The 13,513-nt window shown below is 41.9% G+C and carries 8 protein-coding genes; 1 reads left to right on the top strand and 7 read right to left on the bottom strand.

Annotated elements, in window-relative coordinates; all coding sequences use genetic code 11:
• Positions 1-27: 27 nt before the first annotated feature.
• The 5 genes from AC57BQ_RS05970 to AC57BQ_RS05950 form a co-directional block, all read right to left on the bottom strand.
• The gene (locus AC57BQ_RS05970; RefSeq protein ID WP_496405398.1) at positions 28-1,854 is read right to left on the bottom strand and encodes a hypothetical protein; all 1,827 of its coding nucleotides are present in this window, start codon (positions 1,852-1,854) and stop codon (positions 28-30) included.
• On the bottom strand, positions 1,851-3,980 hold the full coding sequence (locus AC57BQ_RS05965) for a hypothetical protein (RefSeq protein WP_496405397.1): 2,130 nt from the start codon (positions 3,978-3,980) through the stop codon (positions 1,851-1,853). The genes AC57BQ_RS05970 and AC57BQ_RS05965 overlap by 4 nt, the downstream gene beginning before the upstream one ends.
• Positions 3,973-5,490, bottom strand: coding sequence for a BatA domain-containing protein (locus AC57BQ_RS05960; protein WP_496405396.1), 1,518 nt, complete (start codon positions 5,488-5,490; stop codon positions 3,973-3,975). The genes AC57BQ_RS05965 and AC57BQ_RS05960 overlap by 8 nt, the downstream gene beginning before the upstream one ends.
• Positions 5,491-5,538: 48 nt before the next feature.
• Positions 5,539-6,414: a DUF58 domain-containing protein gene (locus AC57BQ_RS05955; RefSeq protein WP_496405395.1), complete on the bottom strand. Its 876-nt coding sequence runs from the start codon at positions 6,412-6,414 to the stop codon at positions 5,539-5,541.
• A 92-nt stretch (positions 6,415-6,506) separates the two neighbouring features.
• The gene (locus AC57BQ_RS05950) at positions 6,507-7,502 is read right to left on the bottom strand and encodes an AAA family ATPase (protein ID WP_496405394.1); all 996 of its coding nucleotides are present in this window, start codon (positions 7,500-7,502) and stop codon (positions 6,507-6,509) included.
• A gap of 160 nt (positions 7,503-7,662) precedes the next feature.
• Between AC57BQ_RS05950 and AC57BQ_RS05945 the strand changes: the two genes are divergently transcribed.
• Positions 7,663-8,289, top strand: coding sequence for a DUF4159 domain-containing protein (locus AC57BQ_RS05945; RefSeq protein WP_496405393.1), 627 nt, complete (start codon positions 7,663-7,665; stop codon positions 8,287-8,289).
• Between the two features lie 80 nt (positions 8,290-8,369).
• On the opposite strand, the gene AC57BQ_RS05940 is transcribed toward AC57BQ_RS05945, so the two are convergent.
• Positions 8,370-9,845, bottom strand: coding sequence for a RagB/SusD family nutrient uptake outer membrane protein (locus AC57BQ_RS05940; RefSeq protein WP_496405392.1), 1,476 nt, complete (start codon positions 9,843-9,845; stop codon positions 8,370-8,372).
• Positions 9,846-9,857: 12 nt separating this feature from the next.
• Positions 9,858-12,980: a SusC/RagA family TonB-linked outer membrane protein gene (locus AC57BQ_RS05935; protein WP_496405391.1), complete on the bottom strand. Its 3,123-nt coding sequence runs from the start codon at positions 12,978-12,980 to the stop codon at positions 9,858-9,860.
• Positions 12,981-13,513 lie beyond the last annotated feature (533 nt).

Raw genomic sequence — 13,513 nt, 5'->3', positions numbered from 1 at the left:
CCTGCATGGATACCGGAGAACTCATTTTTAAAGTTTCTGATTATTTAAAACCCTCTTTTTAGAAGAGAGCTTGATTCCTGATACTTTGGCTTCGAACCACAAGAATGTGCACGCTAACAACAGCAAAATATAAGCATATATTTTCGATACCGAAATTGTTGCTTTTTTCTGTATCTGCTTTGTTACATTATTTGTATTTCGACTATTTATGCTGTAGTTTTTAGTATCCGACTGCTTTTTTAATATGCGCACACTTTTCCATTCATTATTCCGGTAAACATACCACCAGTTTAACGCGCCATTATTTGTTTTTACGGATTGCCAGCCCGGCCTTTGAGGCCAGTATGGATACTGATATTCAAACGGAAGCAGCTGACTTTGTTGCGGTGCAAGAACAACTGGCCCGACCATGGAAGTTCTCGCACCTGCACCTTGCAATTGCAAACTCACGGGGTTTAATACCGTCGGTACCAGTGTTGATACACTCCAACTTTCCCTTATAGGAGCTTTGCGAGAAGCCTGATGAATTAGCAGTGCCCATAATGCGGTATAGTCATTTTCATTACCGGCCAGCATCCAGTTAAAAGTATTACTCAGGGAAGTATATATCACTTTGCCGTTACCAGCTAAAGTACTGCTTACCAATATACGCCCATGTTCGTCTTGTATCAGGGGTTGAGTTCCTTGTTGAAACCGGATATAAAATGAACCCGGATTTAATTTGGTCAGGCGTTGGTCTTGTCCACGGATGAGGAGAGCGGATGCAAGCGTATCCTGCCCCTGTAATGCCGCAACAGGGAAATTATGCTGCAGCCAGGAATTGCCCGAAGAGCTATCTGCGCGTACAATAATTCCCAATCCCTTTTGACTTACTTCTGTTTTTAAAACAGCAGCTTCCTGGGTACTAAGCGACTTTAAAACCGACAGATCTCCTACAAGTACATCAAACTTACCCATAACCTGAGCCGACAGATGTTCCAGCGGGACTTGCTCCAGGTTAATAAACTCGTTATTAAATTTATCCTTACTGATGGCCGATCTTGCAGCCACAGCGTATCCGTTTGCGGAGAGCCAGTTTTTGAGAAACCTGTTTTCAAAATCGGGCGATGCCGTCAGCATCAATACTTTTAATGGGGTTGCCGCTTCAATTTGTATGGGCAGGCTTTCGTTCCCAAGCGTATCACGACCGGTAATGGTTAGTAGATGATATACAGCCCGCCCCGAAATTTTGGGCGTATTTTTTAACTGGAATGTTGCCGTACTTTTTGGTTTGATAACGACAGAATCTAATGCGGTGCCTAATCCATAAAGAAGTAATTTTATTGGATTAGCTGAGCTGTTTTTAAATGTACCCTGAACAAGGAGTTCTTCTCCTGCTTTTAACTGTTCGTTCCAACCGATGGCCATAATACCCTGCTTCAATACCTCAGGGCGGAAAATCACCGGTAAATGATGGAGTTGCTGCAACTGATCTTCATCCAAGCCATCACCAAATACCCGCAATTGAGTAACTGATGAATCGGTAGACAGTTCCTCTATCGTATTTAACAAGATGGCTCGCTGATATTGTTTTTTGATATCGTTATCTAAGGTAAACAACCGGCTGTTATTGTACCGGCTTAAGCTATCGGGGTTGAAACCGGTAGTTAATAAAATCACCTCGGGTTTGTTTTGCTGGGTTGTGTTGACCTGGTAAGTTAATGGCAGGGCTATACCAACCAAAGCTACAACTACCACAATAACCGCGACTATCCGTAAACCGAGGCGGGCCCGGTTTAAACGTACAACCTCCTTCCACACCACAACGGCGCAAAGGATAAAGCAGATGATTAAAACGGTGATATTCCAATTCATCTGTTTAGCTGATTAAGGTTTTTATAATACTCCTGCGATAAGCCCATATCAACCGGGTTTTGCATAGCTACAGGCATCCTTTTAGCCGGTGTCAGTGTTTTTTGAATGGCCTTTTCAACCCTGGTAATATCATCGGGTTTTATATTGCTCCGGTCTGATAATATTCTGCGCATCGCACTTAATGCCGCCAGATAGATCCGTGGCTCTGCCGATGCCTGTAAACTTAATTGCTGGTTGGTCAATGCCAGTATCTGTAAATCTTTACTGCTTAGTCCCCCACCCGATTTTAATTGCTCCAATATTTCTACCGCTTTGCGCAGACTCACCAACTGATCTGTACCTGGTTTTATATCCTGTTTAATGATAGGTTGGTTTACTTTGGTAAGATCGCCGCTCAGGCGTTTTTCTAACTTTAAGGGCGGCGGATTAAACGCTGTTTTCGCTACATATAATCTTGATTTTTGCTGCAGATCTTTGAGTAAGCGCAAGGCTTTGTAAGCAAAAGGCAGCGCGCTTTGTGGCTTATATAACCTCAACTGTAATTCCGCCTTCCACATTTCGGTCAATGTGGCTTTGAGTTGATTTTTCAGAAGCGGATCAAAAAAATCGGCATCCTCCGCATTATCGTGCTTATCGGTGTATTTATCTTTGATCACATCTGCATTACCGTAGTTATTAATATCGCTCACTGCATCATTCTCATTTCCTCCCATATCATTCTCTGATTCCTCGCCTAAAAATTTACCATAACGCAGGCGCAATAATTTTTGATCAGTCCCCAGATCGTTACTCCTGCTTTTAAATTTTTCGGTGCTGATGCTATCCTTTTCTTTGAGCAATTTTTCGGCATCGAGGATGATCTGCCGCTCACTCCTGAAAAATTCCGGCTTTTGATCTGTTCCGGTAAGTATCCCATCCATACTTAACAGTTGGGCGGTATCCTGTATAGACACGGTATAAACATCAGTACGGCTTTGCTGCTGATGAGTATCAGTAGCTTGTATATAAAAGTAAAGTTCATCGCCAGGCTCCATGTTTAAGGACGGCAGATTGATCAATTTTTGCAGATTGTATTGCGGGCTATGACCGTTAAAAGATGTAGAAAAATCCAATTTGTATTCTTTGAATTTGACAGCTTCGCCACTTCCTTTAGCCACGGTGGCAACTATCAGCGCATTATTGATCCCATAATCATCGGTTACAGCCGCATCAATATTTATCTTTTGAGCCTCGCCCGCATCTATGTAGGTATACGGTTTGGGTGTTTTGATATGGACAACCGGAGGCTGGTCTTTAATAACCTGCACCTGGTACAAATCCGAAAATTTACCGTCGATGCTAACCTGGTAGAAACCCGGCTGGCTAATTTTTTTTCGAGCTCCCCATGCAGTTCTATCATGATTCAGGGCCGTCAGGTTAACTATTTCCTTATCATTAAACAGCAATGCTAACTGCTTAACAGGGATATTGGTTGATATTTTCCAGGATACCACCGCTCCTTCTTCGGCATCAATGGTTAATTTATCCTGGGTACGTGTGGGCTTACCTGTATAAGCCGGGGGACTCATGCTTACTTCAACAGCAGCGATCTGGGGCAATAACTTTTCTATAGGAGTATTTTTAGTACCTGATTGATGTAAACCGGTGAAACCAATTTGGTGCAGATCATGCGGCACAACTTTTATCAATACAAAACATACCAAAGCAACCGATATTAAAATTAAAGCAGCCTGCTTAAGGGGCTTTAAAAATTGCTTCTGCTGAACGGGGATGGCAGCAAACTGTTCCCGGATCTTTGTTTGTTGCAGGCGTTCCAAAAGATTAAGTTCATCGTCAGATTTTAATAGCAGATTGCCACTCTCTTCCAGCTCAGGGTAATGCCGATCAAGAAAGTTCAAAATGGAGTATTCATTTATTCTCCACGGTCGGGCATAAATGATATATAAAATAAAGGCTATAAGTAACACAACCCATAACCAGGATACAGAACAGGAAAGTAAGAAAAATAGTAGCGTGCCTAAAGCAATGGTAAGTGCAATTGCAAAAAGAAAACCTGCAGATAGCCCGTAACCAACATACCAACGGCGCATACTCCTTACTTTATATATGACCTCCTGCTTAGTCATTATCCGGAGTTAATTTATGTTGGTGAGCAAGCATTCTTTCCATCAGGAACACCACAACCAAAGCCAGCCAGAAATAACGGGACAGATCTGTTTTTGTGTCAAGCTGGCGGCTATTTACGGCTGCTTGTGCTTCGGCTACCCTATAGGGTCTAAGCTGTTCCTGATCGATCCTCCGACGCTCATGCCGTTCGTTAATTTCCTTTCTGCTATTATTAAAAACAAGTTTGTATAATAATTGTGGAAAGTCATCGCTCCAAACCAGATCATTCCAGGCTGGGTTAAAGCGGGTATAAAAATTATAGGTATTAGTTTGCAATTCATGGCTCAAAATCGAGCGACCAAAGCCATCTGTCCATATTAATTGATCACCGGTTGCCCGTTCGCTGATCAATTGATATAAGGCGATTTGATGCGGTTGCCCCGTTACATTAAACGCGCCAGTAGTTTTTATCCAGGAATTGGTATTTACTACATTGCCTGTTTTATAGATAAAAAAATGTCTGCTTTTTTTTAACGTTTGGATAGTCGGTTGTTGGTCTGATAGCCAGAATACCCAGCTTTGTCCAGTCGGTATCTGACCGGCCTGACTATATTGTTTCACCATGGTTTTTCGCCCGCTGAAATTGGCGATTGTTTGCAAGGCTGCTTTTAGGTAGGCCGCGTCAGCCGCATATTTATCTGTAAAGATGGCAAAATGTACAGTTGTTGTGTCGATATTGACGAGACTGGTATCACCACTTTTAAATCTGATAACGGGTTTGCCGTTATTAACATTTATGGCAAAAGCAGAGTGGACCTCACTACCCGAATTAATAGTGAAATTGGTAAAGTAAGTACCCGATGGTTTACTGTTTCCCTGTAATACACGTACACTGTTGTCCTGGTCAAACCAGGCATCCTGTATCCATGTGCTTGTGGAATCATCTGGCGTATAGGTTTTCCATTTTAAATTCAAAGCGACATGAGGCCTATTACCCATAAAATGATTGACGCCATTAGGCGTTACCAGGTATACAGGAATATCTGATGAGAGATATGGATTGAGTTGGGTTACCAGGGTCCAGTAGTTAACCATTTTCGACTGGATTGTTTTTGGAGGATCAGCCAATATTTTAGAGAGATCAGCCTTTGCAAAACCTTTGTTAAAATAATGAAACTCATAACCAGCTCTCGTTAGCGAATCAACAAGAGGCTTAAATTTGTGATAGCTCCCGGCAATATTTTCATTAGGAATCAGTAGCCAGCCTTTTGCTTTGGTCATATTAGCATGGCGCTGCCAAACTGGTACAGCCAATACCAGGGCCAATAAAGTCAATAAAAGGCAACGTACAAAAAACAGCAGCTTGTCATTGATCTTCAGGCTTCGGCTACTTTTTTTGCCCGCGGCGTTGATCAATGAGATACTACCAATTTTTAAAGTTTTGCCCGGTTTTATATTCCACAGGTGTATAATTACCGGTATAGTTAACGCGGCAATACCAAACAGCCATATCGAATTTAAAAACAGCATTTATTTCAATAATTTATTTAATCTCATCCTACGGGCACAAAACGGGCGTTAAAACTTCGTTTTATTTCTTTGTACCAAAAAATCGCGCAGCGCATCATCCAATGGTTGTGATGTATTGATCAATCGATAAAAAATATGCTTTCCCAATAACTCCATCCGCACCTTATCCAGGTGGTCTTTTAACCGGCTCTGATAAGCGGATGCCTCTCTCCCATTTACATCAATAGTTTCGCCTGTTTCCATATCCTCTAATGTGGTATAGGTACCAAAATCAAAATCGAGCTCATTTTTACCCATTAAATGAAACACGATCACCTCATGTTTCAGGGCTGATAAGGAATCGAGCAATTTACTGATCTCGCCATTGACCTGGTACATATCTGTAATAAAGATCAAAAGTTCTTTACGTCCCGACCCGGCAAACAGTTCTTTATAATGAACCGGTTGCGTGAAAGCCCCCATGGGTTTTATCTGCTCCAGATGATAGTATAACCGCTGCAAGTGCTGAGGATCGGGCTTGGAAGCCAGCGAAAATAAGCCGCCATCCTGAAAAGCATATAGCCCTACCGAATCACCCTGAAGATTAGCCAGAAAGGCCAGTGATGCAGCCATAAAACGGGCATAGTCTATTTTTTTAACACCATGATCATCATGAGCCATGGAGGCGCTGGCATCAATTAAAAACCTTACGGAAATACTGGTTTCAATTTCCGATTCACGAATATAATACCTGTCCGACCGGGCAAACATCCGCCAGTCGAGCCAGCGCAGATCATCTCCAGGCTGATAACTACGATATTGACTAAATTCAAGTCCCGGCCCCTTTACTTTGCTTTTATTAAAACCATTCATAAAGCCGTCAATTACCGTTTTGGCAAGTAATGGCAAATCTTTAATGGTCATTAATACTTTAGGATCAAGCATGTTTTTATTTCGGATTTGGGAATTGAGGTCTCGGATTTATTTTATCTGCGACTTTAAAAAAATCACAGTAAATCCCTTAACCTGGTTAATCATCAGATAGTTTTTGGTCTATCTATGGCTCTTATAAGTTCGGCAGTAACCTTATCTGACGTTATATCCTCGGCCTCGGCTTTAAAGTTCATCAGTATCCGATGCCTTAAAACTGATGGCGCCATGGCGTGTATATCTTCCATTAAAACAGCATAACGGCCTTTTAACAGCGCCCGTGCCTTGGCAGTTAATATCAAGGCTTGCCCTGCCCGCGGCCCGGCTCCCCAGCGTACCCACTCTTTAACATAAGCAACCTGGCTTGTATCTGGCCGCGTTGCCCGTATCATCAGGCTAACATATTTTATCAGGTCATCATTGATATTTACCTGCCTCACCAAAGCCTGTGCCTGCTGTATATCCTCGGCGTTAATAACCGCATTAATATAGGCTTTTTGAGTGCCGGTGGTACGGTTTAATACCTCAAACTCTTCTTGTTCTGTTGGGTAGCCCATTTTTATCAGCAGCAAAAAGCGGTCTAACTGGGCCTCAGGCAAAGGATAAGTGCCGGCTTGTTCTATCGGGTTTTGGGTGGCCAGTATAAAAAAGGGTTTATCCAGCGGATAGGTTTGCCCGCCATAGGTTACCTCAAATTCCTGCATAGCCTCCAACAGGGCTGATTGAGTTTTGGGTGGCGTACGGTTGATCTCGTCGGCCAGTATAATATTGGCAAATAGCGGCCCTTTGTTAAACTTAAAAAAACGTTTACCGGTAGCATGATCCTCTTCCAGTATTTCGGTGCCTATGATATCCGTAGGCATCAGATCGGGGGTAAACTGTATGCGCCTGAATGACAAATGTAAAGCCTGCGACATGGTTTTAACGATAAGCGTTTTGGCCAGTCCCGGCACACCTTCCAGTAAACAATGGCCGCCGGCCAAAAAGGCCACCAGCAATTCGTCCAATATGGCATCCTGGCCAACAATTACTTTTTGTATCTCGTTTTTTAGTTGGGGCAGTTTTGCCAGTAATGCTTTTACGTTATTTTCGGTAAGTTCCAATTACTTCAATGTTTATTTACTCCCAATATATCATCCTTTTGAGTAAATACCATGTTTTTTTGTTAAAAAGCCAATAAAGTATCCGAAACTTTACAAGCGATGCAAGCAAAAGTAGTTTTTGCATAAAATATTGTGTTAATTTTAGGGTTTGAACAGAAAAATGAGTTTCAGTGGAAAGTTCACCTTTACAAGATTAAGTTATCATTCCGGCGATTGGGATACCGATCAGCGTATGCCCTCAAACCTGCTTAACTCACTGCTGGAATACACTACTGTTCCTATCGATCCACATGAAAAAGTGATCCCATTGAGCAGCGACGATATATTTTCGGCACCTTTCTGTTATCTCAGTGGTCATAAGCTGGTTCAGTTTGATGTTAAGGAAAGAGCCAATTTTAAAAAGTATGTAGAAAACGGTGGATTTGTGTTTGCGGATGATTGCAATCACGATATCGACGGTCTTTTCGCCAAATCATTTGAGGCGCAGATGGCGGCCCTGTTTGGCCCTAATGCGTTAAAGAAAATACCCAATAATCATAAGATATACCACTCTTTTTTTTCGTTTGACAAAGGGCCACCTACCACTAACTTTGAATTAAACGGCTGGGGCGACGACCTTGTACACGATTACCTGAAAGCCATTGAAATTAACGGACGAATAGGTGTGTTATACAGCAGTAAAGATTATGGCTGTGAATGGGATTACGATTTCAGAAACAAACGTTTTATGGCCGAAGACAATACCAAATTCGGGGTAAATATTATTATGTATGCGCTTAATTCCTGAATTACGAACGAAGACAATACTGATTAAATAAAAAGGCCAATCATACTGATTGGCCTTTTTTATAATTGCCCATTCCTTAATTAAGGATTGGGTTGCATTAGTTTGTTGGTCTGGAGTTCCACACCTGATATTGGCCAGATGTAATTGGATGCGGTAACCGCTACTGAAGGAGAGCTTCCCTGAGCTCCTGATTTGGCAGGAAGCGCCTGGCTGGTGCGAAACAGGTCTGTTAACCTGAAACCTTCACCAATTAGTTCAATCCGTCGTTCAGTTAGTATAGTATTGATTAAACTGGTTTGCGAACTGATATCTGCCGGATCAAAGGTAAAGGTAGCGTCTGACCGGTGTCTCACAGCGTATAATAAAGCAGTCGCGTTTACCAGATCACCTGTGCGGGCGTAGGCTTCGGCGGCGTTCAATAACACTTCGCTATAACGCAATACAGGTATATAATCTGTAAAAGGAGATGCTGTTTTATACTTGGTTAAATAATTAACAGTTCCCACTTTGGTAATAAATCCTTTGCGTGCGTCAGTAGAGCTTGTTCCGCTCAATGCAGCGTTGGCATATATACCAGTTGGATTTAAAAAATACTCCCCATTACCCGGTCCTGAGGTAAAGTAATAAGCCAGCTGATTTTGAGTGCCAGGCGCATCACTGGTAGTAAATGGTAAAAACAATAAAGCTTCGGCACCGGTATATGAACCGGTAAAAACCGTGGCTATACTGGCCTCCAGCTTAGTGCCCCCGGCTGGGGCCTGATATGGAGCTGTTGCACTGATAAGCTTAGTGGTTTCTGTAAGTACCTTAGTATAATTAGCCTGTGCTAAATACACTCTTGTTTTTAAGGCAATGGCTGTATTTTTAAAAACCCTAAAGGCGCCATTTGCCTGGGTTGCACCAAGCTTGGTTTCTGCGTCGTCAAGATCTTTTAATATCTGCGTGTATACTTGTGCCACAGTGCTCCTGGCCAGGTCGTTTTTTCCAGCCCCTGTCAGGTCTGTTTCTGCCAGCAGGCGTAGCGGCAGACCCGGACTCGCGCCACTATCAAAAACATAAGGTTTTGCATAGGTTTGTACCAAAGCAAAATAGGAAAGTGCCCTTAAAAACTCTGCCTCACCAACATATTGACTGGCAGTAGCTGCATCAACTTTAGTGCTGTTGGCGGCCAAGCCGGCTAAAAAAACGTTAACCCGGTTAATGGCGGCGTAAGCCGCGCTCCAAAGGTTCACCACCTCATTGGTGTTGGAGTTTACATTCTGGTTCCAGGTATCTAAACCGGTAACACCATTGGGCTTATTTACGATAAACTCTTCGCCACGGATCTCATTATAGATCACATACCGCCCCCCATAAAACTGTCCGTTTTTAACCCCGGCATATAAACCATTAACCTGGCTTAAAATCCGGGCTGGGGTTTCAAATGCTTTTGAGTCGATAATACTGGTAGTTGGTGTTGGCGTTAATAGATCCTTCTTGCAGGAGTTACCCAGCAACACGGTCAATGCCAGCGCTGCTGCATTGAGGATGTATTTATATTTTTTTATAGTTATCATGGTTATCAAAATTTAAAATCCAACATTTAATCCGAAAGTAAATATCCTGCTTGACGGCACGGTATTACGGTCAATACCCGGTGCCAGGTTGGAGTTACCGTTGGAGGAAACTTCCGGATCAGACCCTTTATAGCCTGTAACTACCGCCAGGTTTGTTGCCTGTACGTATACTCTTACCGATGCTATACCCGCGCGGTTAACCAGTTGAGTTGGGAATTTATAGCCCAAAGCAACGTTTTTAAGTTTAGCGTAAGAGCCATTCTGCACGTTTGATGAGTTTGGTATAGCCGATCCGTTGGAGTAGTTATCACCATAAACTACTTTGGGAATATCAGTTACCTGACCTGGTGTAGTCCAGCGTCTTAATATACCGGTTTCATTGTTCCAGAATCGCTGATCACGGAGTGTAGCCTGTGTGCCGTTATAGATCTTATTTCCGCCAGAGAAGGTGATGCCGATATTAAGATCAAAGCTTTTGTAAGTAAACGTGTTGTTTAAACCACCATAAAAGGTCGGGATAGATCTTCCAACAATACGACCATCCAGCGTGCCGTCAATAGCCGGAGCCGTGGTGCCGTCAAGATAAGTCCATTTGGATGGTGTACCAACCTGGTTGTATTGCACCTGCCTACCAAAACGGTTGATAAATATGCGCTGACCGTTGGCCGGGTTTACACCATCAACAGGAACAACAAAGATAGAACCCAGTGTGGAACCTACCCGGGTAACGCTTGCGGTTTCCAATCCGGATGTTACGCCGTAAATATCTGAATTGCCTTGCGCAAGCGCCGTAACTTTGTTGCTGAGGGTACTAATGTTAAAATTGGTTGTCCAGCTAAAATTGTGTTTAATGATATTTCTTGTTGTGATATTAAACTCCACACCACGATTATACATCGAACCCACGTTAGCGGCAATAGTATTGCCTGGAATACCTCTTGAAGGAGATTGTGGCGCGTTCAGGATCAGATTGTTGATGCTATTGTTATAGTAATCAATCTCGGCCTGTATACGTCCTTTAAATAAACCGAAACTGATACCTACATCCGTTTTTTTACTGGTTTCCCATTTCAGATCGGAGTTACCGGCCTGGTTAAAATAAATCGTTCCTGCGCTGCCATATAGGCCTGAGTTATATAAGGATAAAGACGCAAAGTCACCTACACCCACATTACCTACTACGCCATAACTTCCTTTCAATTTAAGATCTTCAAAAACCCTACCCAACTTTGAATTTTTAAAGAAGCCCTCCTCGGCTATATTCCATCCGATAGAACCACCGCCAAAATTACCATACTTGTTATTGGCTGACAATCCGGAGAATCCATCGCGCCTGAAAGTTCCGCTTAACAGGTACTTTTTATTAAAATCATAATTCGCCGTTCCGAAGAAAGATCTGAATCCATTTTCAGACTGAAAATTTCCGGTCGTGGCATCGCTTAATACATTCAGGAAATTTCCCTGGAAACTATTAAAGTAGGAATCAGCCAGGTTTGTCCGCTGTGTACCTGTACCTACATTTGTTGTATGGTATTCTTCATAACCGGCAAGGGCATTGATGTGGTTTTTTCCTAAATCCACAATGTAATTTAAAGTGTTGGTCCAATCCCTGCGGTTATACTCCTGAAACGTATTCAGCGCTAATCCGTTTGAGCTTTGGCCATCACCAGCTATAGGATTCTGGAAGGTAGTATTAGCTGTATTGAGTTTGTTGATGCTATACTGCGTTTTAAATTTCAGTCCATTAATCAACTGCCATTCACCATATAAATTGCCAATTACGTTGGTATTGCTCGAGGTATATTTATCCAGATCAAGCAGTACAAGCGCATTGGGGTAGTTGTTAGCGATGGTGTTGGCACCTAAACCTAAAGAGCCGGTGCTGGTTATATTATAAGAGCCATCAGGGTTGCGGGGGGCCACATTGGGGTTTAACACTAATGGTAAGCGGGCCAATCCTCCGGTACTATAGGCCTGCCCTGGTAATGAGCCGCTGTTGGGACCTTTATTGAGAGAATTGCTATAGCTGAAGTTGGTACCAATAGTAATGGCCTTTGATAAATGATGATCCAGATTGCCTCTGAAGATTTTTCGTTCAAATGAATTGGTTTTGATAAAGCTTTCCTGATTGCTGTAGCCACTGGATACAAAATAAGATGTTTTTTCGGTGGCTCCCGAAACGTTCAGGTTATGGTTATGCGATAAGCCGGTTTGATAAACAACCTTAAACCAATCTGTATTAATTTCATTACCATCAGCATCTTCTTGAATGGCAAAGCCGGGAGCAAGACCTGCATTAGCTCGAGCTTCATTCTTTAATTCTACATATTGATCTGCGTTAAGCAATTTAGGCAGGTTAAATGCCTTATTAATACCTACCCAGCCATCATAGTTAACCTGGGTTTTACCCAGTTTGCCTTTTTTTGTAGTGATAACCACTACGCCGTTAGCCGCTCTCGAGCCGTAGATAGCTGTGGCTGATGCATCTTTCAAGATGTCAACCGATTCGATGTCATTTGGGTTAATATCACCTAAAGGGTTATTAGATGCGCTGTTGCCAGTACTACCCGTAAATACCGGGACTCCATCAACAATGATCAATGGATAGGAGCTTAAAGATATAGAGTTGAAGCCTCGGATCCTGAACACGGGTGGATTGTTTAATACACCATTAGGTTGTATGATGTTTACACCTGCTGCCTGCCCGGCTAACGCTTGGTCGAAACTTTGAACCGGCTTGTTAGCAATTTGTGCAGACGTTACTTTAACCGCAGAGCCGGTATAATCTTTCTTGCTTATTTTGGAATAACCAGATATCACAACTTCTGAAAGCTGGCTGGCAGTTGCAGTTAAAGCGACAGTAACTTTATTTGATGTTACAGTAACCGTTTGCGGAGCATACCCTATGAAATTAAACGTTAAGCTTTGTTTCCCGGCGGGTATATTTATGCTAAAATTACCATTACCATCTGTTTGAGTGCCGATTGCGGTGCCTTTAATTGAAACCGAGACGCCAGGTAAAGATGAGCCATCACCGGCATCTGTAACATGGCCTGTAATTTTACGGGTTTGTGCGTATGCTTGAGTGCATACCAATACAATAGCCCATACTAAGTATAGTATCTTTTTATTCATTGTTCAATTGTCGTTAATAGTTAATAATTAATTGGTTCGGGATTTGAAACAACGCTGATCTGATCAGATTTGAATCTTAATGATGGTTTATTTCATAGGCGATGATTTATTTACAGGATTTATGATAAGTGAGTAAAAGATTTTTAAAAAGAATATTTACGGGATTCGACAAGGCCAAAACAGCAATGAGGGACTGTAGAATAGAATATTTGGCTGTTATAAACAGCAGGAAATGGCATTTGACGTGATAAATAAAGAGTCATGGAGCTAAATATAATTAATGAATACTGATTATATCAAATAATAGAGACATATAATTGAAAATACAACACTAAAATTGATTTTTATTTGACATTCTTATCAAAAAATGACTCTAATTTTTAATTATTTTTATAGTTATTAGAAAACGATTAGAAAATAACAGGCAATTGACATTAATTTATATGCCAATTTTATTTTTCAATAAAAAACAACTTAAGTATTAACTAATATCTATCTCTGAAAGGAATTGAAGTTCTTTTATCGGGCGTTGA

The organism is Mucilaginibacter sp. BGA-UO-ETr-C110 (assembly GCF_059567985.1).
The sequence above is the reverse complement of the archived record's forward strand: the minus strand, read 5'-3'. Positions and strand labels throughout refer to the sequence as shown.

Bases quoted from the DNA above. Each gene is read 5' to 3' on its own strand.
- AC57BQ_RS05970 (WP_496405398.1), bottom strand. From the start codon at position 1,854: ATGAATTGGAATATCACCGTTTTAATCATCTGCTTTATCCTTTGCGCC.
- AC57BQ_RS05965 (WP_496405397.1), bottom strand. From the start codon at position 3,980: ATGACTAAGCAGGAGGTCATATATAAAGTAAGGAGTATGCGCCGTTGG.
- AC57BQ_RS05960 (WP_496405396.1), bottom strand. From the start codon at position 5,490: ATGCTGTTTTTAAATTCGATATGGCTGTTTGGTATTGCCGCGTTAACT.
- AC57BQ_RS05955 (WP_496405395.1), bottom strand. From the start codon at position 6,414: ATGCTTGATCCTAAAGTATTAATGACCATTAAAGATTTGCCATTACTT.
- AC57BQ_RS05945 (WP_496405393.1), top strand. From the start codon at position 7,663: ATGAGTTTCAGTGGAAAGTTCACCTTTACAAGATTAAGTTATCATTCC.
- AC57BQ_RS05940 (WP_496405392.1), bottom strand. From the start codon at position 9,845: ATGATAACTATAAAAAAATATAAATACATCCTCAATGCAGCAGCGCTG.
- AC57BQ_RS05935 (WP_496405391.1), bottom strand. From the start codon at position 12,980: ATGAATAAAAAGATACTATACTTAGTATGGGCTATTGTATTGGTATGC.